Here is a 21,287-nt window from a genome sequence, read left to right on the forward strand (position 1 = left end):
CGCGGGGTTCGACCCGCCGGCAGGGCCGGTGCGCGAGGCGTACCGACGCACGGCCGGCGTGCGGCTCACGCGCAGCGGCCGGGTGCTCGAGTCCCTGGTGCCGTGCATCCTCGAGCAGCGGGTCATCACTCGCACCGCGACCGACGCCTGGCGGTGGTTGCTCCTCGCCCACGGGTCGTCGGCGCCGGGCCCCGCGCCGGAGGGGATGCGCGTCCCGCCCTCGCCCGAGGTGTGGGCCGCGGTGCCCTCGTGGGACTTCCACCGCGCCGGGATCGACCCTCGCCGGGCCCGGACCGTCGTGGCGGCGGCCCGGTGGTCGCGGCGTCTCGAGGAGGCCACCCGGCTCGATCCTGCCGACGCGTTGGCCAGGCTGATGATGGTGCCCGGCGTCGGGCCCTGGACCGCGGCCGAGACCGCGCAGCGCGCCTTCGGCGACCCCGACGCCGTGACCGTCGGCGACTACCACCTGCCCCACCAGATCGGGTACGCCCTGCGGGGGCGGCGCACCGACGACGCCGGGATGCTCGAGCTCCTCGAGCCCTACCGCGGCCACCGGCACCGCGCCGTGCGCCACCTGCTGCTCAGCGGGGCGGGGCGGGAGCCCAGGCGTGGTCCGCGACTGGCGATCGAGGACCATCGGCGCAGGTAGCGCGAGGCTGCCTGCCAGGTGCTTCGTGACATCACCGGGTCACCGGTCTGGGCCATCACCCTTCAGCCGACCCGGTCCGTACCCGACGTCCACCTTCTCCCAGGTGCCGTTCGCACGCTGACCGCCACGGCGCCGCAGCATCCGGAACCCCCGTCCCTGCATCACCAGCGCGACGACCGCGAACGGCACGAGCATGATCAAGAACCACTCGGACACCACGTGCACCTCCGCTCGCGTGGGGGATCTTGCTCAAGACCTTGGCACGGGGTCGAGTTCGCGACGACTGGAACGCTGTCGCGCTCCTCGCACGCCGTGATGTCAGAGTGGGTTGACAACCGACCAGTGTCAGACCAGGCTGACACGCATGGACCTCAGGCAGGTGGAAGCAGCGGCGTCGACCGACAACCCCCAGGAGGGGCTGCGGATGGTCCTGGCCCTGCATCGGCTGGCGGACAGGTTGGAGGACCTGCACGTCGCGCGGGCCCGGGAGCAGGGGATGTCCTGGGCGGACATCGCCGTCGAGCTCCAGGTCACGCGCCAGACGGTGCACAAGAAGCACAGCCGACCACGCGGACCACGCAGATGGGGGAACCATGCTGATCTATGACGACTCGTTCGTCGCGGTCATGACCGCGACCAGCGACCAGGCCACGGCCTTGGGCGCGCGCTCCTACGGCTCCGAGCACGTGCTCCTGGGCCTCCTCGCCGCCGACGACGAGCTGACCCAGCAGGTCGTGCAGGCCTTCCCCGACCTCACGGCGACGGCCGTGCGCGAGGCCGTGCACGGCGGGCTGGACGACGCGCCGCACCTGGCGCGGCTCGGGATCGACGTCCACGCCTCGACGGGTGCATCGCGCGCCGAGGGAGCGACGGGTGCCCGGAGGCCGCGTACCAAGCACGCGCCCGAGCTGCAGGCGGCCCTCAACCGCGCGACGGCGAAGTGGGGTCACCTACGCAAGACCGGCGCCCTGCCCAAGGAGAGCAGGCTGAGCAGCGCCGTGCTGTGGCTCGCGGTGCTCGAGCCCTCCGCCCGTGCGCCGCGACTGCTCGAGGCGATGGGGATCGACCCGGACGGGGTGCGGGTGGCTGTGCTTGCTGCTCTCGTGCCGCCGGGTGAGCCGGTGCCCACGTGGCCCGACGAGGCGCCGGTGGGGCCGGTCACCCGGCTCGTCCACCGGGTGCTCGGGCGAACCAACGTGGCTCGCTGAGGAGGGCGTGCTCAGGCACAGCACTGCGGTCCGGTGCGGAAGGGGATGCAGCGGTGCAGAGGCACCTATCGACTGTGGCGTCTGCGGGCGCTCCGCCGCCGCAGGGCCGCTTCGTAGACCGTCGTGAACCGCTCCACATCCGCCCGACGGAGATCGCGCGCGGCATCTGCGCCGACGGCCCAGGGCGGGTCATCGGGGTCGGGGAAGGGACGCGCAGAGTCGCTCGGCATCAGTCGCCACACGAGCTCCCCTGGATGTTCCGAGGCCACACGTGCCAGCGGGCTTCGCGTGTTGAGTCGACCCTCCTTGGTAGGGGCGTCCATCGCCTCGGCGTCCTGGGCCAACGCCCGCGCCTGCCCCATGTCGTCCACCAGGCACAGGAACTCCAGCGAGGGGCCCCAAGGGGATGTCTCGGTCCAGTGCACGGCCACGCTCACGCCGTCATGATCTCCCGGACCCGTGGGCCTCGACCACGCAGCGCGCCCACCGCAGCACTACTGCCCTCGTCTCCTGCCAGCCCCCAGAGCCCCAGCGGGCTAGTTGTCGATGGGCGGCTCGTCACGATCAAGGCGAGCTCGGTCGGATCGCGGTGCTGGTCGTAGAACTGCGGCGGGTGCGCGCGGCGACGAACTTCTCGACCTTGGGAGACCGCACGAAGTCTCGCGGGACGACGCTGTCTTCGAGCTTGGCGGAGACTCGCGTCGAGCGCTCAGCAGAACGCTTGACCGCGCTCTCGTCGACGACTCGACGTTCCATGGTCGCCTCCTCGTATGCCATGGATGCCCAGGCTAACGTCGGCAATTTGAGGCCGGCGCGGCATCAGGGCAGCGCTTCGCCCCACGTGTCGTCATCCCGGCGCCCCCACCGCTGCTCCACGTCGGTGACAGGTGCGACGTCGGTCAGCCAGTACGTCTGGTCCGGGTCCCATCCGGCGAGTACAGACGAGGAGTCGTCGGTGACCGCGACGGCTCGACCGGCGGTCGTGAGGTAGCCCGTCACGGTGAGATGGACGGCGTCGTAGTTCTCAGCCGCTCGGGCCCAGTCGGGCATGACCCACGTGCCGACCGCCCCCGTGGTGCGGAACCAGTCGTGACGACGTGAGGCGGTGACGTCGATCGGGTAGCGACGGCAGAGCTGCGCCCACGCCTCGGGTCCGTCCACCTCGAACACCTGCGCGTCGTCCGGGACCCCGACCGGCCGCACGGTCGCGCTGTCCATGGTGAAGGAGTCCTCGACCAGGTGCAGGCCGAGCGGTCCGAGGTTCGCGAGGCTTCGCGTGGTCTGCGTCACCTCGCGCGGGGGAGTCGACCACCAGATCCCGCTCAAGGGTGCACGCGGGTCCGACGGCCGATCGTGGCGGGCCTCGGTCTCGCTCCGCTCGACCTCCGACCGCCAGCGGGCGAGGTGCTCCCGGACCGTCCCGTGCAGGACGGGCGGCGAGGACGGAGCATCGTCGAACGCGACGCTCCACTGCTCGGTACGATCCAGCGGCGTCGACCACCACGCTGCCCCGCCGAAGGTGGCGATCGACGCCGCGACCCTCCCGAGCGCACCCCGCACGGGGGCGCTCGCGGCCAGCACGTCCTCACCGTCCGGCTCCTGCCAGTACCGGGCGTTGTCCACCGCCGCCGTCAGGGCTTCCAGGAGGAGGCGATCATCGAGGCTCTCGAGAGGTAGCGCGTCCAGCAGGTCGGTGACCTCGTCCGGCGTGACGTGGGGCACCACGGGCGGGCGCCCCGTCCCAGTGGTCAGCAGGGCACTCGACGTGCCACGACCTGGGTCGAGGTCGTGCGCCGCGAAGAACGCTGCGTGCAGGAGCGCCTCGCTCGCGGGAGTGGCAACCTCTCGGGCGTGCGCCAGGGCGAGCTCGAGGCACAGCCGACGCCCGCGGGGCCCGACCAGGAGGTCCTCGTGATCATCCATGATCCCACCGTAGGCGGGACTGCCGGGCGAACGAAGGGAGTGGCTCAGAGCCGTTCCAGGATCCGATCGAGGATCGTCACCCGGTCGAACTGGAGGGCGTGCTCGCGGGCCGCGCTCTCGGCCTCGGCCCGCTGCTCGGGGCTCAGGGCGAGCACCTCGTCGAGGGCCTTCGCGATCGCGGCAGGGTCCTCGACCGGGACGATGACGGCGCAGTCACCGACGGCCTCGCCGATGCCGCCGGTGCCCGTGGTGATGACCGGGCCGCCGCCGGCGAGCATCTTCTCGACCAGGGCGATGCCGAAGGTCTCGGTGAACTCGGGCAGGGGCTTGCTGGGCAGCACGTAGGCCGCGGCGTGGGCCATGAGGTGGGGCTTCTCGGCGTCGCCGACGTCGTCGAAGAAGGTGATGCGGTGCGCGACCGTCGAGGTCGAGGCGATCGCCCGCAGCCGCTTGGCCTCCGGACCGTTGCCCGCGACGACCAGGCGCACGTGGTGGTGGGCACCGCTGCGCTCGAAGCCCGCGATGAGGTCCTCGACCCCCTTCGCGGCGCTCAGCCTCGACAGGAACAGCAGATACCCGTCGTGCTCGAGCCCGCGCCGCTCGAGCACCTCGCGACCGTCCCGCGGGTCCAGGCCCAGGTAGGCGCTCGTGTCGATCGCGGGGTAGGAGATCGCCACCCGGTCACGGCACTGCGCGGCGAAGGTGGTGCCGTGCCGGGCGTCGATCGCCTCGGCCTCGGCGACGATGATCTCGCGGGTGTACTCCGAGACCGCGAGGCACACGTCGTGCTCGAGGTAGCTGGTCAGCACGTGGGCCGCCGCCCCCCAACGCCCCTCCTCGACGCAGGCCCGCACCACGTTGGTCACGTCCGAGCCCACCGCCTCGGCCACGGTCGTCACATCGACCGGCAGGCCCGTGGCCCGCGCGATGCGCACCGCGTCGGCCACGGCCATCGCGTGGGGGCTCAGGTACAGCGACATCGCGACGGTCGGCACCCCGTCGGTGAACAGCTCGACCAGCCTCCCGGTCAGCCCCGCGAGGTAGCGGCCGTCGGGCACCTTGTAGTCGCCCACGGGCTCGGGACGTTCCACGTGGATCCCCGCGCTGTAGGGCAGCACCCGGTCCAGGGGCTTGAGCGGGAGCCCGGTCTCGACCAGCCGGTCGATCGGCCAGGTGACGATGCGCACCTCGTCGAAGCCGCGGCCCAGGGCGGCCTCAGCGAGGTTGCGGGCCTCGCCCGAGTGGCCGCAGATCACCGGGTCGGCGCGCACCACGATGACCAGGCGCCGGGTGGGTCGGGTCATCGTGGGCCTCCGGTGCGCTGGGTGGTCAGGGGGTCGCTGGGTGGGCGCGAGGATCGGGACGGGCCCGGGGAGGACGGCGGGCGGGTGGTGGTGCCCCACCCGGTCGGCGTGGGCCCGAGCTCGAGGTGCAGGCGCCCCCCGCGGTGCAGCTCGTTCCCGGTGAGCCAGGTGCGGTCCAGCGGCACGCCATCCAGGGAGGCGGCACGCACGTACTGGGCCGGGCCGTCGGGCTCGGGCTCGACGAACCCCGAGGTCTCGACCGTCAGGGTCGCGTCGCTCCCCGCCCCGCCGACGTCGATCCGCGCCTCGCGCCACGACGGCGCGTTGATGAGGGCGAGGTTCTGTCCCGCCACCGGGAACAGGCCCAAGGAGGCCCACACGTACCAGGAGCTCAGGCCCCCCGAGTCGTCGTTGCCCGGCAGCCCACCACGGCCCGTGCCGAACCGCTGGTGCACGGCCGCGTGCACGACGTCGGCCGTGCGGTCCGGGCGACCCGCGTACTGGTAGGCCCAGGGAGCCTCCATGTCGGGCTCGTTGTTGAGGCCTTCGAAGCGGTTGAGGGCGTAGCCGGCCGCCATCTCCTCGACCGAGGGCCGCACCCCCGGCTGGGTGACCGGCGGCGCCCCGACGCCGAAGAACCGGTCGAGCAGGTCGATGAAGGCCCCCTCGCCCCCTGCCAGGCCGATCCGCGCGGCCATGTCGTGCACCAGGCGGAAGGAGTAGTTCCACGGCCCGCCCTCGTAGAAGGTCGAGTCCTTGAGCAGCCCCGTGACGGGGTCCAAGGCGTTGGCCCACTGCGCGGCGAGGGGCGTGAACTGCGTGGCCAGGGTGCGGTCGCCCACGTGCTCGGCGACCTTGGCGGTGCACCAGTACCCGAAGGCGAGGTCCAGGGTGTGGCTGATGGGGTGCACCTTGCCGCGCAGCAGGAAGTCCTCGCCGTAGGTGCGCCGCAGGTCGTTGTGCATGTGGACCAGGGCCCAGTCCCAGTCCATGCCGGGCAGCCCCAGCTCGCACAGGTCCGCGAGGAAGGTGTGCGCCAGGGCGCTGGCCTGCCGCGAGAACTGGTCCGCCCCCCGGGCCATGCGGTAGCCGATGGGGAGGTTGCCCTCCTCCTCGGAGATGTACAGCAGGGCCTGCGCGAGCTCGACCGCGCGCTCGGGCCTCAGCAGGGTCAGCAGCGGCAGCTGTGTGCGGTAGATGTCCCACATGGTCGCGATGTCGAAGGCGAAGGCACCGTCCGCAGGCCAGAAGGGGCTCTCCCCGGGCGCCAGGCAGGGCTTGATGAGGGAGTGGTAGAGCGCCGTCGAGAAGACCGTGCTGCGCTCGGCCGACGGCGAGTCCACGGTCACCGCGCCGAGGTGCTCGCGCCAGGTCTGCGCGGTGGCCTCACGGCGCGCGTCGAACCCGCCGGCCAGGCTCCGGGCCGGACCGCAGTCGGCCTCGAGGTTCGCGCGGGCCTGCTCGACTCCTCGGAGCGAGAACCCGAGCCGGACCTCGACCACCTGCCCGGGCTCGCTGGGCCCGGCCCACATGAGACCGAAGGGGCGCAGCGTCGTCGGGCGGATGTGGTCGAAGTCCAGGCGCGTGCCGCCCGGCATGAGGCGGCGGTCGTACCAGAGCATCTGCCGCCACGGGGCGTCGCACTCGACGTGCACCGCGAGGGGCGCCCCCTCGACCACCACCTCGCCCTGGGCGACGCCCGGCTCGAGGGTGTGCAGGTGGGCGCGCAGCGGGACGGTCTGGCCGAAAGGGATCGCGAGGCCGCCCAGGGACAGGTCGATCACCACGCGGGCGTCGCGGTGCGCGGGGAAGGTGTACCGGTGGATCGCGCTCTTGGGCCCGACCGTCACCTCGCAGCGCACCCCCGAGCCGAGGGTCGCCGCGTACCAGCCGGGCTCGGCCTCCTCGTCGGTCAGGTCCCACAGCTGGCCCAGGTCGTCCAAGGGCTGCAGCATCGGCGTGACGCGCAGGTAGTTGTAGTACTTGCGGATGGCCCCGGTGCCCGACTGCTGGAAGTGCGTGAACCCGGACGCCACCTGCCGGTCGTGCAGGGCCGTGGGCAGCCCCTCGGTGCTCAGGTCGTAGCGCCCGTACCCGGTGGGGTAGGCCCCCGAGTAGGCGCAGGCCGAGACCATGCCCAGGGGGTACGTGGCCCCCGGGTGGGTGTTGCCGACCTGGGGCTTGGGCGCCCACCAGCGCGCGGCCAGCCCCGTCGGCGGGGGCAGGTCGGTGATCTCGGTCCCGATGAACGGGTCGACGTCCATGCCCGGACGTTACGAGCCGGAGGTGTCCGGGGCGTTGCGGGCCCGTGTCGTTCGAGTTGTGCGGGTGCGGCGCGGGCTCGGCCGACCGAGGATGGATGACTCCCCCTCGGCGCGACCACCCTGCGCCCCCACCGAAGGGCCCCATGAACGACCAGCCCCTGGACAACCTCGACGGCGACCGCGACCACGCGACGGCCGGCTCGGGCCATCACGGTGAGGACGAGCTGCGGCCACCTCTGCCGCGCACCGCCGGCTACGCCCCGCTGCGCAGCTACGCCGCGATCGGGGACGGCCGGACCGTCGCCCTGATCGCCGAGGACGGCCGCGTCGACTGGTACCCCACCCCGGACCTGACCTCGCCCCCCGCCTTCGCGGCGGTCCTCGACGAGGAGGACGGGGGCCGGCTCACCCTCGCGCCGGTCGACGAGTTCCGCATGAGCCGTGCCTACGTCGTCGGCACCAACGTGCTGGTGACGACCTTCGTCACGGCGACCGGCACCGTCCGGGTCACCGACTCCCTCAACACCGGTGTGGCCGGGCGGCTGCCGTGGAGCGAGCTCGGGCGTCGGGTCGAGGGGGTCTCGGGGGAGGTGTCGATGGCCTGGCGGGTGGCCCCCGGCACGATGTTCGGCGAGCGGTCCCCGTGGGTCGAGCACAGCCCGCACGGCCCCGTGCTGCGGGTCGGCCGCGTGACCGTCGCGGTGCCCACCCTGGGTGAGATGACCACCGTGGTCCAGGAGCAGGACATCAGCGGCGTCTTCACCACCTCCCCGGGCTCGCGGCACCTCGTGGGCGTCGCCGCGACCCACGACGAGCCCGTCCACGTGCCCGTCCCCGAGGACGTCGACGCGGGGATCGACCGCACCATCGGCAACTGGCGGGTGTGGAGCCGGGAGTTCCACTACGACGGCCCGTGGGGCAAGGCGGTGCAACGTTCGGCCCTCGCGCTCAAGCTGCTCGTCCAGTCCGCGACCGGATCGGTCGCCGCGGCCGCCACCACGTCCCTGCCCGAGAGCTGGGCCGGCGGCAAGAACTGGGACTACCGGTACTCCTGGCACCGGGACACCGCGCACACCGTCGACGCCCTCTTCGGCTTCGGGCTGCGCGAGGAGACCCACGCGGCCATCAGCTGGACCCTGCGTGCCCTGCGCAACCCCGAGATGCACGTGTTCTACGAGCTCGACGGCGGGGCGCCCCGTGAACCTCGCGAGGTCGACCTCCCGGGCTGGCGGGGCATCGGCCCCGTGGTCGACGGCAACCCGGCAGCCCGCCAGCTGCAGCTCGGCGTGTACGGGGACGTCATGGGTGTGGTCCGCACCTACGTCGACCACGGGCACCTGCTCGACGCCGAGACCGCCCGCACCCTCGCAGCCCTGGCCGACGAGGCCTGCGACGCGTGGCGACGGGTCGACTCAGGCATGTGGGAGCTGCCCGAGCTGCGGCACTACACGACCTCCAAGCTCGGCTGCTGGCAGGCCCTGCGCTGCGCCGTCCACCTCGCCGAGGAGGGGCACCTGCCCGCCGACCCCGAGCGGTGGACCGCCGAGGCCGAGCGCATCCGGGCGTGGGTCGAGCAGGAGTGCTGGTCGTCCGAGCTCCAGGCCTACGTCATGTACCCCGGCTCGACCTCGTTGGACACCTCGATCCTGCTGCACGCCCACAGCGGCTTCGACCGCACCGCCCGGATGAGCACCACCATCGACGCCCTGCGTCGCGAGCTCGGCGGCGGCCCGCACCTGTACCGCTACACCGGCATGCGTGAGGAGGAGGGGGCCTTCGTCGCCTGCGGCTTCTGGGGGGTGGCCGCCCTCGCGCAGGTGGGCCGGACCGAGGAGGCCCGGCAGTGGATGGACGAGCTGCTCGAGTCCGCGAACGACGTCGGCATCTGGACCGAGATGATCGACCCCGCCACCGGGGAGTTCCTCGGCAACCTGCCGCAGGCGCTCAGCCACCTGGCGCTCATCGAGGCCGCGACCGCCCTGGGGCCCGGGCTCGAGGGCCGGTGAGCCCGGGCGGAGGGCTCAGGGAGGCGTGCCGCCCGTGTCCTCACGACGTCCGGCCCCGCCCGGGTCCTGCAGGGCGCGGATGGCGCGCAGGCGCTGCAGGACGTCGTCGTCCGGGACCAGGGGGTAGTCGGCGCGCTGGCTGAGGTCGACCTCTCCGTGCACGCGCCGGTGGAGGCCCTCCATGGAGTCGTCGAGGCGGTTCGCCTGCTCGGCGGCCTCGCGGAGGTCGGCCAGGACGTCGTCGGGCACCTCCTTGTCGTACTTGTAGTAGATCTTGTGCTCGAGGCTGGCCCAGAAGTCCATCGCGATGGTGCGGATCTGCACCTCGACGGTCACCGGCACCACCGACTGCGAGAGGAACACCGGGATCTCGACGAGCACGTGCAAGGACCGGTAACCGTTGGGCTTGGGCTCGGTGATGTAGTCCTTGACCTCGAGCACGGTGATGTCCGACTGCGCCGCGAGCATGTCCCGGACGCGGTACACGTCAGAGGCGAAGCTGCAGGTCACGCGAATACCAGCGATGTCGGTGATGCTCGTGCGGATCGCCGCGAAGGACGGGTCGCAGCCCTTGCGCGCGACCTTGGCGATGAGCGAGTCCGGGGACTTCAACCGCGAGCTGACGTGCTCGATCGGGTTGTAGTCGTGCAGGTGCCGGAACTCCTCCCGCAGGATGCTGATCTTCGTCGAGACCTCGTCGATCCCGAACTGGTACTGCAGCATGAACCGCGTGAACTCGACCCGCAGGGCGGCGAGGTCGTCGAGGGTCCCCGCGTCCAGGCCCTGGTCCAGCCCGGCGAGGCGAACGGCCGCCCCCGGGGGCAGGGACATGGTGTGCTGCCGCGCCGAGTGGTCGTCCATGCTGAGGCCTCCGGTTCCGCGGGGCGCACCACCCTCGTTCCGCGGGGCGCGCCGCCCTGGGATGCCCATCATCCCCGACGGTTCTGGGCGAGGGCTGGGAGGTCTGGCCCAGGAGGGCCTTAGGCTCGCGGCGTGCCGAGGCAGACCACCGCGGATCGCGTCCCCTCCCGTCCGGAGCCGCTGCCCCGCGGGGCGATCGGGGGCGCTGCCGTGGTGGTCGTCGGGGTAGGCCTGGTGGTCTCGCGAGGAGACGGGGCCGCCGCTGACCTCGGCGGCGGGGTCCTCTACGCCGTGCTCGTCACGCTCCTGATCGCGCTGGTGGCACCGCGGCGTCGTCCCGTCGTGATCGGCGCGGTGGCGCTGGCGGTCTGCGTGCTGGTCGAGCTCGCCCAGCTGACCCCGGTGCCCACCGCCCTGGTCGAGGTGTGGGAGCCGGTGCGGTACGTGCTCGGCACCACCTTCCACGCCCCGGACCTGGCCGCGTACGCCGTCGGGGTTCTCCTGACGGCGGCGGCCCTGGCCCGGGTGCGGCATGCTCAGACGCGGCAGGCCCAGGCGAGGCAGGCCCGCCTCACCCGACCATCGGGGTGAGGGCCTCGTAGTCCTCGATGCTGCCGTCGCGCAGGCACACCTCGATGATGGCCCGGCCCAGGGGGTCGAGGTCCTCGGTGAGGTACTGCGCGAGCTCGGCCTTGAAGAAGTCGGTGAGGATCCGGGCGCCGGCGTCGTAGGCCTCGGGGCCCACCTGGGACTGCTGGTCGGTGCGCAGGAACGTGGGCCGGATGAGCTGCCCGTCGATCTTGAGCTCCTTGAGGGTGTACCCGAACAGGGCGCAGCGGGAGGCCGTGAGGTGCTCGCGGCGGATCGCACCCCCACCGCGGCGCGCCAGGTACTCGCGGGTCAGCCACTGCGCCGCGAAGCCCACCTTGTACGCGCCCACGTGCTGGTTGGGGGTCAGCACGTACCGGGTGCGCGGGTTGTCGACCAGCTGGCGAAGCATGAGGTTGGCCCCGGCCACCTTGGTGCCGGTCGAGAACGGCCAGAAGGACCCGACCCCCTCGGAGACCATTCCGCCGTGCGCGAGGGCCGCGACCGCCGTCGCGCTCTCGCCGATCGACGGGTTCTTGTCCCCGCGCGGGGCGATCAGCCGCCACAGCCACGCCAGGGCCGGCGGCACCAGGTGCATCATGCCCATGATCCCGTAGGTCGGGTTCTCCCGGGTGCAGGCCGGCATCCGCACCCCGAAGGTCCGTACGTCGACCTCCTCGGGCCCGTCGACCACGCCGCCGACCAGCCGCCGCGGCACGACGACGCGGGGGTTGGGGCAGGGCTTCCCGGTCGAGTCGAGGGTGTGCTCCCAGGGCAGGCAGGTCGCGTCGGGCATGCCGGCGAGGTTGAAGAAGACCAGCGGCTCGGCGGGGTGGATGAACACGCGCTCGAGGTGGACGTCCTCGCCGTACTCGGTGAGGTTGTCGACGCGGACGAACCACCCGTCCTCGGCGTCGGCCACCACGAGCTTGCCGCTGCCGGTCTGGACCGAGGGGTGGCAGAGCGTCATGTCGTCGGTCACCGGGGCCAGGGCGCTGGTCTCGCCGAGGGTGATGACGTACGGCTCCTCGGTGACCACGTTGGTGCCGAGCAGGATGCGGCCGTCCTCGCGGCGCCGCATCTCCTGGCACATCTCGGACTTGCCGCCGCCCGAGGCGCCCTCGTGCATGATGATCGTCTCGTTCTCGTACGGGGTGGTGACCCGCACCGACGAGGCGTGCGCGGTGAGCCAGCCCTCCTGCTCGCCGACGTCGAGCAGCACCGAGAACACGCCCTTCTTGGCGCTCGGCCCCGGGTACAGGTTGTAGGCGAAGACCTCGTGCAGCTCGGGGGTGCGGTCGTGCACCACCACCTGGCGGCCCTCGAAGTGGGTGTGCCGGAACGGCGGGGCCACGTACAGGATCGACCGCGGGGTCCACGTCGCTGGTTCCTCGGTGGTGGCCTCGGTGGCCGCAGCGGTCTCGGCAGCGAGCTCGTCGAAGGTGACCCACCCCTGCAGGTCCACCAGGGCCAGGGCGAAGAAGGCGGCGTTGACCGGGACGATCGCGACCGACGGGTAGCCGAACCGCAGGCCGCCGGCCTTGAACGGGACGAGCACGACCTCCTGCTCGGCCAGCCAGGCGAGGGTCTCGGCCTTGACCGGCGCGAACTCCGAGCCGAACACGTCGCGGTACCGCGGCTTGTCCGTCGGCAGGTCGTCGGCGATGCGCATGCAGTCCGGGTCCCGGCGGCGCATGTAGTCCTCGGGGTAGTTCACCGCCACACCGTTCTTGCACCGCACGACGTCGGCCTCACGCACCGTCGAGCCGTTCGCCTCGTACTCGACCGCGAAGGTCGGTCCGCCGTCGGGCCCGAGCGCCAACAGGTAGAGCTCCTCGCGCGAGGCCGGGACGACGACGCGAGGGCTCGCCTCGAGGGCCGCCCGGACCGCCGGGGGCAGGTCCAGGGTCGCGAGAACTGCCTCGGACGTGCTGGGGCTGGTCAGGGTCCCGCTCATGGGTTCTGCTCCTCGCTCGACGACGTGACGCGGCGTGCGCGGGCGGGATCGCCGTCCGTGCGGCTCGCGGTGCGAGAGCCCCTTCGGGCCCGGCACTGCCTTTGCCGAGAGATTAGGTACCTATGGGGCGCGGGACCCGGGACCTTTGGGGTCTCAGCCCGCGGGGGCCCCGGACGCGGGGACGACCTCAGCGCGGCGCCACACGCGGGACACCGCGAGGAGGAGCACCGCCGCGACGACGATGACCGTGCACATCACGGCCGCCATCGAGAGGGCCGACTGGCCGAACAGGCCCGTCACCGGGGCGATCCCCGCGCCGATGCCGAACTGGAAGGCGCCGAGCAGGGCCGCCGCGCTCCCCGCACGGTGGCCGTTGGCCTCGAGGGCGATGGCCGGGACCGACGGCAGCACGAAGCCGACCGTGCCGAGGGTCGGGACCAGCAGGGCGAGCATCGGCCACAGCCCACCGCCGGCCATGGCCACCACGACCAGCCCTGCCGAGAGCACCACCCCGGAGGGGACGGCGACCGCGAGGATCTGCTGCGGGGTGACCTTGCCGAGCAACGCGCCGTTGATCTGGCTGCCTGCCGTGACCGCGATCGCCCCCGCCCCGAAGATCAGGCCGAACTCCTGGGCGGACAGCCCGAAGCCCTCCTGGAACACGAAGGTCGAGCTCGACACGTAGGTGAACATCGCCGCCATGTAGAAGCCCGAGAGCAGGGCCAGGCCCAGGAACGCCCGGTCGCTGAGCAGGCCCTTGTAGGAGACCAGCGCGGCGCGCGTGCCCCCCGTCCGGCGTCGCTCGACCGGCAGCGACTCCTTCAGGACCGTCAGCACGAGCACCAGCAGCAGCACGCCGAACGCGGCGAGGAAGCCGAACATCGTGCGCCACGAGCCCACCAGGAGCATCTGCGCACCGATGGTCGGCGCGAGGATCGGCGCGACCCCGACGACGAGCATCAGCCGCGCGATGACCTTGCCCATGGCGACGCCCTCGTAGGAGTCCCGCACGATCGCCATCGAGACGACCATGCCGGCCGCCGAGGACAACCCCTGCACGAACCGCAGGACCGCCAGGACCTCGACCGACGGGGCAGCCATGATCGCGAGGGACACCAGCACGTACACGGCCAGGGCCACGACGAGCGGCGGCTTGCGCCCGTAGGTGTCCGAGAGCGACCCGATGAGGAGCTGACCCAGGGCGAGGCCGGCCAGCGTCGCGGTGATCGTCAGCTGGACCTGCGCCGAGGTCGTCTGCAGCTCGGCGGTGATGTCCGGGAAGGCCGCCAGGTACAGGTCGATCGTCAGCGGCCCGATGGCGACCAGCGCCGAGACGAGCAGCACGAAGCCCGCCGCGATGCGCTGCCGCGGGGCGCCCGTCATCTGCCCCGGCGGGACGCTCGTGGCGGAGGTGCTCGCCGCAGGTGCTGTCGCGGTGCTCGCGGGAGCCGGGTTCGCGGGCGGGGTCACGAGGGGTCGAACGGGGTCAGCACGAACACGGGGATCAGCCGGTCGGTCTTGGTCTGGTACTCGGCGTAGTCCGGCCACACGGCGACGGACCGCTCCCACCAGGTCTCGCGCTCGGTCCCGCTGAGCTCGCGCGCCATGTAGTCGCGCGTCACCGCGCCGTCCTGCAGCTCGACGTGGGGGTGCGCGACCAGGTTGTGGAACCACACGGGGTGCTGGGGGGCCCCGCCCTGGGAGGCGACGACCGCGTACTCGCCGTCGTGCTCCACGCGCATCAGCGGCGTCTTGCGGAGCTTGCCGCTCTTCGCGCCGACCGAGGTCAGCAGGATGATCGGGACCCCGCGCATCGTGTTGGCCTCGGCGCCGCCGGAGGCCTCGAAGCGCTGGGCCTGCTCGCGAACCCAGTCGGAGGGGCTTGGGGCGTACTCACCAGTCAGAGGCATGCCTCGCGCAACACCTCGGACGCCGATCCTGTTCCCCGCCGCCGGGCCGCGGGGACGGTCGGGCCGGACGCGCAGTGATGGCGTGAACATGATCACTCGGGTGGCCGGTCAATTTCTCCCGGGACGTGCCGATGCATACCTGTGACCACCCCATCCGACGTGCTCGACCTGCCGGCCGACGTCGAGGACCTCGTCGCCTCCCTGCTGCACCCGGGCGGCATCCGGACGGTCTTCCAGCCGGTCGTGCGCGTGGCCGACGGCGTGATCATCGGCTACGAGGCGCTCTCCCGGTCCACGGCGATGCCGAGCCTGTCACCGGCTGCCTGGCTCGAGGCCGCTGATGCTGCCGGGCGGCGCCTCGACGTCGAGCTGGCCTGCATGGCTGCGGTGGCGGACGCGGGGGACCCGCCGGACCGTGCGCTGATCTTCCTCAACGCCAGCCCCGACGTCGCGGTGGACCCGCGCTTCGCCGAGCTGTGCCGTGACCTGCCCCGGCACGTCATCGAGGTCACCGAGCACGTCGCCGTCGAGGACTACGAGCCGCTCCTCGAGGGGCTGCGGGCGCTGCGGGCGGGCGGTTCCCTCGTCGCCGTGGACGACGTCGGCGCCGGCTACGCGTCGATGTCGCACGTGCTGCAGCTGAGCCCCTCCTTCATCAAGATCGACCGGTCCCTGGTCAGCGGCCTCGACGGGGACCCCCGACGTCGAGCCCTGGTCGAGGCCCTGCAGGCCTTCGCCGCGGCGAGCGGCGCCCTGACCATCGCCGAGGGGGTCGAGACCGAGGCCGAGCTGCGTGCCCTGAGCGCCGCCGGGATCGACCTCGTCCAGGGCTACCTCCTGGCCCGACCGCAGGCGCCGTGGGTCGAGGTCAGCACGCAGGCCCGCAACGTCCTCCTCCCCGAGGCGGCCGCCCCCGAGGCGTTCGAGCCCGAGCAGCTCGCCACGGCCCTCGACGGCGCACGGACGCCCACCGAGGCCTGCGAGCTGGTCAGCCAGTACCTCTCGCACCAGGGCGGGCTGCTGCCCAGCGTGTACCTCGAGCGCGGCGGGGTGCTGCGCTGCCAGTCGCGGCGCGGCCAGTGGCTCGTCATGGACGGGCTCCGGCCCGGGGCTGGTATCAGCGGTACGGCCTTCGCCGAGGGGTGCGAGATCCTCTCGACCGACGTCGCGAGCGATCCCCGCTACCGCCTGGCCGTCCCCGGGGTGAGCAGCGAGATGGCCGTGCCGCTCACCGTGGCGGGCCGGGTGGTCGGGGTGCTGAACGTCGACGCCCTCGCGCCGATCCTGCCGCAGCACGTCGAGGTCGTGCGCCTGTGCGGGGCCCTGCTCGCGGCGCGGCTCGAGGAGCTCGACGCCTCGGGCTCGCCCAGCGCGATCCTGCACGACCTGAGCCGCCTGATGCCGACCCTCGCCGTGGCAGGGTCCGCGCAGGCACTGGTCGACGCGACCCTCGCCGCGGTGGCCGAGCTGACCGGCTTCGACGCCGGGTGCGTGTGGAGCTTCGACGGCGGCGACCTCGAGGTCGCGGGGACGATCGGCGACGGGGCCGCGGGGCTCACCGGCCTGCCCGACGTGCAGGTGCTCGCCCTGCGGGACCTCGTGGCCGACCTGTCCTCCTGCTACAGCGGGGGGACCGACCTGAGCCTGGCCGTGCCGCCGACCCACGTGCTGCGCGAGCGCGGTGCGCGGGGGGTGGTGCTCGTGCCGATCCGGGACGGCTGGGACCTCACCGACATGCTGGTCCTGACCAGCGGCGCACGGTCCTTCGTGGCCCCCGACGTCGTGGACGCGGTCGAGGCGCTGTGCCTGCAGGCGGGCAGCCGACTCGCGTCCCTGCGCCGGGTGGCCGAGCTCGAGGCCCTGCTGGCCGGACGGCGCTAGGGCGGCCTACTCGAAGCGGCTCGGGTCGCCGGCGCCGACGCGGACGACCTCGGGGTAGCCCTCGGACCAGTCCACGACGGTGGTGGGGTCCGTGCCGCAGTCCCCGGCGTCGACGACGGCGTCGACGAGGTGCTCGAGCTCTTCCTTGATCTGCCAGCCCTCGGTCATGGGCTCGTCGTGGTCGGGCATCAGGAGGGTGCTCGACAGGAGCGGTTCGCCGAGTTCGCGGACCAGGGCCCGCGTCACGGGGTGCTCGGGGATGCGGACCCCGACGGTGCGCTTCTTCTCGTGCGAGAGGCGTCGGGGCACCTCCTTGGTCGCCGGCAGGATGAACGTGTACGCCCCGGGGGTCGCGGCCTTGATCGCGCGGAAGGCGCTGTTGTCGAGCTGCACGAACTGCCCGAGCTGGGCGAAGTCGGCGCACACGAGCGTGAAGTGGTGCTTGTTGTCGAGGCGGCGGATGCGCCGGATGCGCTCGACCGCGGTCGCGCTGTCCATGCTCGCGCCGAAGGCGTAGCAGGAGTCGGTCGGGTAGGCGATGAGCGCGTCGTCCTGCAGCATCGCGACCACCTGTCCGATGCTGCGCGGCTGCGGGTCCTGGGGGTGGACGTCGAAGTACCTGGCCATGGTCCGAGCCTAGGCCCGGGTGGGCGTGGTCGCTCAGGTGACCTCGCAGCGGTCGAGCTCGCGGTCGAGGGCCTCGTGCTCGGCCTCGGTGGCCCACAGGCCGTGGTCGGCCTTCACCTCGATGAGGATGACCGCGTAGGCGCACCGGAACCCCCGGTTGGGTGGCTGCCACGTCGCGGCGTCCCCGGCCCCCTTCTGCTGGTTGAGCTCCCCGTCGACGGCGAGGAGGTTCGCAGGGTCGTTCGCGAAGTCCTGACGCTGCTCGGCGGTCCACTGCTGCGCACCCTTCTGCCACGCGTCGGACAACGGCACCACGTGGTCGATCTGCACCTCGGCGCTGCGCTCGCCCCGCTCGAAGTCGATGCCCTCCCCCGAGTACGGGTCCAGGAGCGTGCCCGTGAGGACGACGCACCCCTGGGTGCCCTCCTTGACGGTGATGGCGGTGAGGTCCCGCGCCAGGATGTCGTTGCGGGTGTCGCAGCCGTTGCGGTCGACGTCGGCCCACGCCGGTCCGAACTGCTCGCGCTCGTACCCCGTGCGTGGTGCGCGGCCCTTGATCTCGATCGTGCCGAGCGCGGCCTCGGCGGACTCGAGGCGCTCGGCGCTCACCGTGACCTGGTAGCCCGGAGGGCGCGCCCCCAGGACGTCGGGCAGCCCCAGCTCCTCGCCCGTCTGCGTCGCGCTCAGCAGTGCACCGGCCAGGAGGACGACGATCGCCGTCGCGACCGACGACAGGCGGGCGCGCACGCGGCTGCGACGACGAGAACGGGGGCGACTCACGTCCGTACCGTGCCACAGCGCACCGACAGGGACGCGCGGGTGCGCGGTGGGGGTGTGGGTGCTGGGCCGGGGTCCACAGGAGAGGGGGAGTGGTGCCCGTTCCCGGGGTGCGGCTGGTCCAGTTCAGCGGTTGGGGTGCTGACCAGGGGCTTCGGCTCCCGCCTGCGACGTGCCACCCCCGCGCTGCAGCTCGCGGTGCAGCTCGCGGTGGTCCTCGAGACCGTCCCGCACGCCCCGTCGCACGGCGAAGTACGTGATGTACGCCCAGGCGAACAGTGCCAGGGCGGCGAGGACCAGTGGTGTCAGGGCATCCATGGACTTCCCTCCTCGTACTCGGCTGCGCAGCCACCGTAGGTCAGTCGGGATGTCCAGGCTCACCGCCCTGGGCCACGGGCGCCCGGCCCTGGCGCACGGACGCACCCGGATGAGGGGACGGCGACGCGGCTGCTGTCCACAGGGGACGGGCCGTGGCGACGCGGTCGGGCTCGGCGTTGCTAGGGTCCGGTGCTCATGGAGCAGGGGGAGGTTTGGGGCGTTCTGTCGTCTTCGGGCGCGCGCCGGCCGGTGCGGGGTGGCCGACGCGTGGCGGCGTGGGTCGCGGGTGTCGCGGTGCTGGGTGCGGTGCTGACCGGGTGCACCGACCCTGAGCCCGCGCCGAGCCCGCCGCCAGCTGCCGCGACGCCCACGCCGACACCGACGCCGAGCGAGACCGTCGAGGAGATCGCTGCTCCCGAGCGCCCCGCTGAGATGGAGCGCACCGACGAGGTTGGCGCGATCGCCGCGGCGGAGTACTTCATGCAGCTCTTCGCCTACGTCATGGCGACCGGGGACCTGGAGGAGTGGGATCGGGTCAGTGCCCAGGACTGCGGCTTCTGTTCGGGCCTGCGCTCAGATGTCGAAGGTGTCTATGGGGCCGGTGGCAAGTACCAGGGTGGAGGCGTGGCGCTCGAAGGCACCGAAGTGCTGGGTTTCGAAGAGGTGATCGGTGCGTACACCGTCGCAACGTCGTACTCGATCCAACCATTGGAGCAGCTCGACGCTTCAGGCGAGGTTGTCGAGGTCATCGATGCTGAGACCGGCGATGCCGGCCTTGACGTCATCTACAGCGCACGTGGTTGGACACTTCTCGGTGCGAGCACGCTCGAGAAATCGCCATGATCCGTCGGACTGCCTCCTTCTTCCTCGCTCTGTCGATGCTCACTCTGAGCGTGATGTCCCCGGCGGGGGCAGCGGGTGCTCAGGATCGAGCCAGTGGAGAGCCGTCTCGCGAATCGTTCGGTGCCATCGCTGGTGATGACCTGATCAAGCTCGAAGGCCGCCGGGCCCTGAGGGAGGCGGAGCGTGAAGGCCGAGTGCAGGTAGCTAGCGCACCCCCGACCTTCGAGTTCAAGCGCTCGCCGCTCCGCTTCTGCGGCACTGCCGATGCGTGGAGCGGTGGGGCTCCGTGCGTCGACGGGGCACCTTCGGGGGAGTGGGTGCGGACTTGTGACGACGGGTCGGTCGCGCTCGATCCTCTGTTCCGGCGCGCGCTCGACGCCACGACGGGCTCGCCGACCGGCGGATGGGAGCGGGTGATGGGCGACGAGGGATGCCCGGAGGACCCAGAGGTGGCAGAGCCCGTGGTCCTGTCCGCTGAGCAGTTCCGGGAGCTGCCGCTGCTCGCCTCGGCGGTGGAGGTGCAGCCGGGGCATGGTCGGGCGTTGATCAACACCGACCTGATCGTTTTCACGGTTGGCGAGCCGCAGGAGCTGAGCACGACAGTGCTGGGGGTGCCGGTGGCGGTGCGGGCCACGCCGGCGCAGTTCACCTGGGACTTCGGTGACGGGACGGTGCTGCAGACGGCCGACCCGGGGGCCGCCTACCCGGACCACACGGTGGCCCATCCGTACGGCTCGACGGGGACCTTCGCGGTGCAGCTGACCACAGAGTGGTCGGGGCAGTTCCAGGTCGACGGGTCGGGCACCTGGTTGCCGGTCGGGGGGACCGCGACGACCGTGTCGCCGGCCTTCGAGGTGACGGTGGAGTCGGCGCGCGCCCAGCTGGTCGACGAGCCGCTGCCCTGACCTGGGTACCATCGCGGATCCCCGAAGGAGCCCCCGCCTCATGCCTGACGTACCGACCAGTCGCCTCGGCCGCACCTTCAGCGTGGTCGCCCTTCTCGAGGCCGCCACCTGGGCCGGCCTCCTCATCGGCATGGTCCTCAAGCACGTCACCCGGACCACCGAGCTGGGGGTCCAGATCTTCGGCCAGCTCCACGGGATCATGTTCCTGGTCTACGTCGCCGTCGCGCTGGTCGCCGCCTACCGGCTTCGCTGGGGCTGGTGGGTCACCGGCCTGGCCCTCGCCGCCGCCGTCCCACCACTCGCGACCATCCCGCTCGAGCGGTGGCTCCGGGCCCGCGGCCTCGCGGGCGCCCACGCCGTCCCCGGAGGTCACTCCGCCCGCCACGCCACGGACGAGCGGGAGTCAGCCGCCGTCGGCTGACACGTGCTTCGGCCGACCGGCGCTTGGCCTGACGGCGCGCCCTCAGGTCGGCGCGCTACGACGCACCAGCTACCGGCGTCGCAGGACCGCCACGAGGAAGTCCGACCTCGGGCCGAACGGGCGCAGGTCCCACGTCGACAGCGCGACGTCGAGCACCAGGCCGGCGCGCTCGGCCTCGGCGAAGAACGTCTCGAAGGCGTAGCCCCGCCCCGCGCCGAAGCCCACGACCGCCCTGCCCTCCGGAGCCAGGTGCGTCGCGAACCGCCGCAGCACCTCCTCCTGCGAGCCCTCGGCCAAGAAGGTCATGACGTTGCCGGCGCACACGATCACGTCGAAGGGCTCCTCGACCCCGCGCGCAGGCAGATCCAGCTCGGCGAGGTCCCCCACCAGCCAGCGCGGCCCGGGGTGGTCCGCCTCCGCGGCCTCGATCAGCACCGGGTCGACGTCCACCCCCACCACCGTGTGGCCACGGGCAGCGAGCTCAGCCCCCACGCGGCCAGGACCGCACCCGGCGTCGAGCACCCGCGACCCCCGCGGCACCATCGCATCGACCAGCCGCGCCTCGCCCGCGAGGTCCGCGCCGTCGGCCCGCATGCGGCGAAACCGTTCGACGTACCAGTGCGAGTGCTCGGGGTCAGCAGCGACCTTGGCTTCCCAACGACTCGGCGAACGCATGCCCCCCAGTCTGCGCCACCGGCGCCCCTCCACCCGACGAGTGGTCACTTCTTGTCGCTATGGGCCTCTCGCGATGCGGCAAGAAGTGACATCTCGACGCGCGCGGCGGCGCCGGGCGGTGCGGCGGTGGGGAGCGGCGGCGCGGGGAGGTTGGGGGGAGGCGCGGCGCG

22 protein-coding genes are annotated in these 21,287 nt (G+C 72.4%); 9 read left to right on the top strand and 13 right to left on the bottom strand.

From position 1 onward, the window contains the following. Positions 1–649: DNA-3-methyladenine glycosylase (locus tag L0B03_RS03110; protein WP_250443953.1), on the top strand; the 649-nt coding region annotated here is incomplete at its 5' end. A 39-nt stretch (positions 650–688) separates the two neighbouring features. Here the strand turns inward: L0B03_RS03110 and L0B03_RS03115 are convergent. Then, a complete protein-coding gene (locus L0B03_RS03115) occupies positions 689–865 on the bottom strand; it encodes a hypothetical protein (RefSeq protein ID WP_250443955.1) in 177 nt (58 codons plus the stop codon). 148 nt (positions 866–1,013) lie between these two features. On the opposite strand from L0B03_RS03115, the gene L0B03_RS03120 reads away from it, so the two are divergent. Next, the gene (locus L0B03_RS03120; RefSeq protein ID WP_208055117.1) at positions 1,014–1,256 is read left to right on the top strand and encodes a helix-turn-helix domain-containing protein; all 243 of its coding nucleotides are present in this window, start codon (positions 1,014–1,016) and stop codon (positions 1,254–1,256) included. Continuing rightward, positions 1,243–1,857 (top strand): Clp protease N-terminal domain-containing protein, encoded by a 615-nt coding sequence (locus tag L0B03_RS03125; RefSeq protein WP_250443957.1) that lies wholly within the window; start codon positions 1,243–1,245, stop codon positions 1,855–1,857. Before L0B03_RS03120 ends, L0B03_RS03125 begins: the two co-directional genes overlap by 14 nt. A gap of 564 nt (positions 1,858–2,421) precedes the next feature. Here the strand turns inward: L0B03_RS03125 and L0B03_RS03130 are convergent. The 4 genes from L0B03_RS03130 to L0B03_RS03145 are packed head-to-tail and all read right to left on the bottom strand — an operon-like array spanning position 2,422 to position 7,348. Beyond that, on the bottom strand, positions 2,422–2,634 hold the full coding sequence (locus tag L0B03_RS03130; RefSeq protein WP_250443959.1) for a hypothetical protein: 213 nt from the start codon (positions 2,632–2,634) through the stop codon (positions 2,422–2,424). A 42-nt stretch (positions 2,635–2,676) separates the two neighbouring features. Then, positions 2,677–3,780, bottom strand: a complete 1,104-nt coding sequence (locus L0B03_RS03135) for a hypothetical protein (protein WP_250443961.1) — start codon at positions 3,778–3,780, stop codon at positions 2,677–2,679. Positions 3,781–3,824: 44 nt separating this feature from the next. Beyond that, positions 3,825–5,084 carry a glycosyltransferase gene (locus L0B03_RS03140; RefSeq protein ID WP_250443963.1) on the bottom strand — a complete coding sequence of 420 codons (1,260 nt, stop codon included), beginning with the start codon at positions 5,082–5,084 and terminating at the stop codon, positions 3,825–3,827. Then, complete coding sequence (locus L0B03_RS03145; RefSeq protein ID WP_250443965.1) at positions 5,081–7,348, bottom strand: glycoside hydrolase domain-containing protein; 2,268 nt, start codon at positions 7,346–7,348, stop codon at positions 5,081–5,083. The genes L0B03_RS03140 and L0B03_RS03145 overlap by 4 nt, the downstream gene beginning before the upstream one ends. Before the next feature lie 143 nt (positions 7,349–7,491). Here L0B03_RS03145 and L0B03_RS03150 point away from each other — a divergent pair, with 143 nt between their 5' ends. After that, on the top strand, positions 7,492–9,354 hold the full coding sequence (locus tag L0B03_RS03150) for a glycoside hydrolase family 15 protein (protein WP_250443967.1): 1,863 nt from the start codon (positions 7,492–7,494) through the stop codon (positions 9,352–9,354). A gap of 15 nt (positions 9,355–9,369) precedes the next feature. Here the strand turns inward: L0B03_RS03150 and L0B03_RS03155 are convergent, their stop codons facing one another. Beyond that, entirely contained in the window at positions 9,370–10,077 is a 708-nt protein-coding gene (locus L0B03_RS03155) for a GTP pyrophosphokinase family protein (protein ID WP_250443991.1), read from the bottom strand. Positions 10,078–10,347: 270 nt separating this feature from the next. Here L0B03_RS03155 and L0B03_RS03160 point away from each other — a divergent pair, with 270 nt between their 5' ends. Next, positions 10,348–10,806 carry a DUF2809 domain-containing protein gene (locus L0B03_RS03160; protein WP_250443969.1) on the top strand — a complete coding sequence of 153 codons (459 nt, stop codon included), beginning with the start codon at positions 10,348–10,350 and terminating at the stop codon, positions 10,804–10,806. Here the strand turns inward: L0B03_RS03160 and L0B03_RS03165 are convergent. The 3 genes from L0B03_RS03165 to L0B03_RS03175 all read right to left on the bottom strand — a co-directional run bounded on the left by L0B03_RS03165 (position 10,787) and on the right by L0B03_RS03175 (position 14,670). After that, positions 10,787–12,760 (bottom strand): DUF4914 family protein, encoded by a 1,974-nt coding sequence (locus L0B03_RS03165; RefSeq protein WP_250443971.1) that lies wholly within the window; start codon positions 12,758–12,760, stop codon positions 10,787–10,789. The two genes, L0B03_RS03160 and L0B03_RS03165, sit on opposite strands and share 20 nt — an antisense overlap. A 153-nt stretch (positions 12,761–12,913) precedes the next feature. After that, positions 12,914–14,143: a multidrug effflux MFS transporter gene (locus L0B03_RS03170; RefSeq protein WP_250443973.1), complete on the bottom strand. Its 1,230-nt coding sequence runs from the start codon at positions 14,141–14,143 to the stop codon at positions 12,914–12,916. A gap of 83 nt (positions 14,144–14,226) precedes the next feature. Continuing rightward, a complete protein-coding gene (locus L0B03_RS03175) occupies positions 14,227–14,670 on the bottom strand; it encodes a nitroreductase family deazaflavin-dependent oxidoreductase (RefSeq protein ID WP_250443975.1) in 444 nt (147 codons plus the stop codon). 141 nt (positions 14,671–14,811) lie between these two features. Here L0B03_RS03175 and L0B03_RS03180 point away from each other — a divergent pair, with 141 nt between their 5' ends. Next, a complete protein-coding gene (locus tag L0B03_RS03180) occupies positions 14,812–16,551 on the top strand; it encodes an EAL domain-containing protein (RefSeq protein WP_250443976.1) in 1,740 nt (579 codons plus the stop codon). A gap of 6 nt (positions 16,552–16,557) precedes the next feature. On the opposite strand, the gene L0B03_RS03185 is transcribed toward L0B03_RS03180, so the two are convergent. The 3 genes from L0B03_RS03185 to L0B03_RS03195 form a co-directional block, all read right to left on the bottom strand. Then, positions 16,558–17,178, bottom strand: coding sequence for an L-threonylcarbamoyladenylate synthase (locus tag L0B03_RS03185; protein ID WP_250443978.1), 621 nt, complete (start codon positions 17,176–17,178; stop codon positions 16,558–16,560). Between the two features lie 33 nt (positions 17,179–17,211). Next, a complete protein-coding gene (locus tag L0B03_RS03190; RefSeq protein WP_250443980.1) occupies positions 17,212–17,958 on the bottom strand; it encodes an HNH endonuclease family protein in 747 nt (248 codons plus the stop codon). A gap of 123 nt (positions 17,959–18,081) precedes the next feature. Continuing rightward, positions 18,082–18,273 carry a hypothetical protein gene (locus tag L0B03_RS03195; RefSeq protein WP_250443982.1) on the bottom strand — a complete coding sequence of 64 codons (192 nt, stop codon included), beginning with the start codon at positions 18,271–18,273 and terminating at the stop codon, positions 18,082–18,084. Between the two features lie 195 nt (positions 18,274–18,468). On the opposite strand from L0B03_RS03195, the gene L0B03_RS03200 reads away from it, so the two are divergent. From L0B03_RS03200 to L0B03_RS03210, 3 genes are read left to right on the top strand one after another with little or no spacing between them, the layout of a single operon-like run. Next, positions 18,469–19,116 (top strand): DUF6318 family protein, encoded by a 648-nt coding sequence (locus L0B03_RS03200; RefSeq protein WP_250443983.1) that lies wholly within the window; start codon positions 18,469–18,471, stop codon positions 19,114–19,116. Between the two features lie 53 nt (positions 19,117–19,169). After that, positions 19,170–20,021, top strand: coding sequence for a PKD domain-containing protein (locus L0B03_RS03205; protein WP_250443985.1), 852 nt, complete (start codon positions 19,170–19,172; stop codon positions 20,019–20,021). Between the two features lie 40 nt (positions 20,022–20,061). Next, positions 20,062–20,442 (top strand): DUF3817 domain-containing protein, encoded by a 381-nt coding sequence (locus L0B03_RS03210; protein ID WP_250443987.1) that lies wholly within the window; start codon positions 20,062–20,064, stop codon positions 20,440–20,442. 69 nt (positions 20,443–20,511) lie between these two features. On the opposite strand, the gene L0B03_RS03215 is transcribed toward L0B03_RS03210, so the two are convergent. Continuing rightward, positions 20,512–21,117 (bottom strand): bifunctional 2-polyprenyl-6-hydroxyphenol methylase/3-demethylubiquinol 3-O-methyltransferase UbiG, encoded by a 606-nt coding sequence (locus L0B03_RS03215; protein WP_250443989.1) that lies wholly within the window; start codon positions 21,115–21,117, stop codon positions 20,512–20,514. Positions 21,118–21,287: the final 170 nt, after the last annotated feature.

It is taken from the genome of Actinotalea sp. C106 (assembly GCF_023630195.1).
Classification (GTDB): domain Bacteria; phylum Actinomycetota; class Actinomycetes; order Actinomycetales; family Cellulomonadaceae; genus Actinotalea.

What these genes read in the sequence shown, in the direction of transcription:
- L0B03_RS03150 (WP_250443967.1), top strand. Translation starts at nt 7,492, where the DNA reads ATGAACGACCAGCCCCTGGACAACCTCGACGGCGACCGCGACCACGCG.
- L0B03_RS03165 (WP_250443971.1), bottom strand. Translation starts at nt 12,760, where the DNA reads ATGAGCGGGACCCTGACCAGCCCCAGCACGTCCGAGGCAGTTCTCGCG.
- L0B03_RS03145 (WP_250443965.1), bottom strand. Translation starts at nt 7,348, where the DNA reads ATGGACGTCGACCCGTTCATCGGGACCGAGATCACCGACCTGCCCCCG.
- L0B03_RS03185 (WP_250443978.1), bottom strand. Translation starts at nt 17,178, where the DNA reads ATGGCCAGGTACTTCGACGTCCACCCCCAGGACCCGCAGCCGCGCAGC.
- L0B03_RS03135 (WP_250443961.1), bottom strand. Translation starts at nt 3,780, where the DNA reads ATGGATGATCACGAGGACCTCCTGGTCGGGCCCCGCGGGCGTCGGCTG.
- L0B03_RS03215 (WP_250443989.1), bottom strand. Translation starts at nt 21,117, where the DNA reads ATGCGTTCGCCGAGTCGTTGGGAAGCCAAGGTCGCTGCTGACCCCGAG.
- L0B03_RS03195 (WP_250443982.1), bottom strand. Translation starts at nt 18,273, where the DNA reads ATGGATGCCCTGACACCACTGGTCCTCGCCGCCCTGGCACTGTTCGCC.
- L0B03_RS03200 (WP_250443983.1), top strand. Translation starts at nt 18,469, where the DNA reads ATGGAGCAGGGGGAGGTTTGGGGCGTTCTGTCGTCTTCGGGCGCGCGC.
- L0B03_RS03175 (WP_250443975.1), bottom strand. Translation starts at nt 14,670, where the DNA reads ATGCCTCTGACTGGTGAGTACGCCCCAAGCCCCTCCGACTGGGTTCGC.
- L0B03_RS03205 (WP_250443985.1), top strand. Translation starts at nt 19,170, where the DNA reads ATGTCCCCGGCGGGGGCAGCGGGTGCTCAGGATCGAGCCAGTGGAGAG.
- L0B03_RS03155 (WP_250443991.1), bottom strand. Translation starts at nt 10,077, where the DNA reads ATGCTGCAGTACCAGTTCGGGATCGACGAGGTCTCGACGAAGATCAGC.
- L0B03_RS03120 (WP_208055117.1), top strand. Translation starts at nt 1,014, where the DNA reads ATGGACCTCAGGCAGGTGGAAGCAGCGGCGTCGACCGACAACCCCCAG.
- L0B03_RS03170 (WP_250443973.1), bottom strand. Translation starts at nt 14,143, where the DNA reads ATGACGGGCGCCCCGCGGCAGCGCATCGCGGCGGGCTTCGTGCTGCTC.
- L0B03_RS03210 (WP_250443987.1), top strand. Translation starts at nt 20,062, where the DNA reads ATGCCTGACGTACCGACCAGTCGCCTCGGCCGCACCTTCAGCGTGGTC.
- L0B03_RS03125 (WP_250443957.1), top strand. Translation starts at nt 1,243, where the DNA reads ATGCTGATCTATGACGACTCGTTCGTCGCGGTCATGACCGCGACCAGC.
- L0B03_RS03140 (WP_250443963.1), bottom strand. Translation starts at nt 5,084, where the DNA reads ATGACCCGACCCACCCGGCGCCTGGTCATCGTGGTGCGCGCCGACCCG.
- L0B03_RS03130 (WP_250443959.1), bottom strand. Translation starts at nt 2,634, where the DNA reads ATGGCATACGAGGAGGCGACCATGGAACGTCGAGTCGTCGACGAGAGC.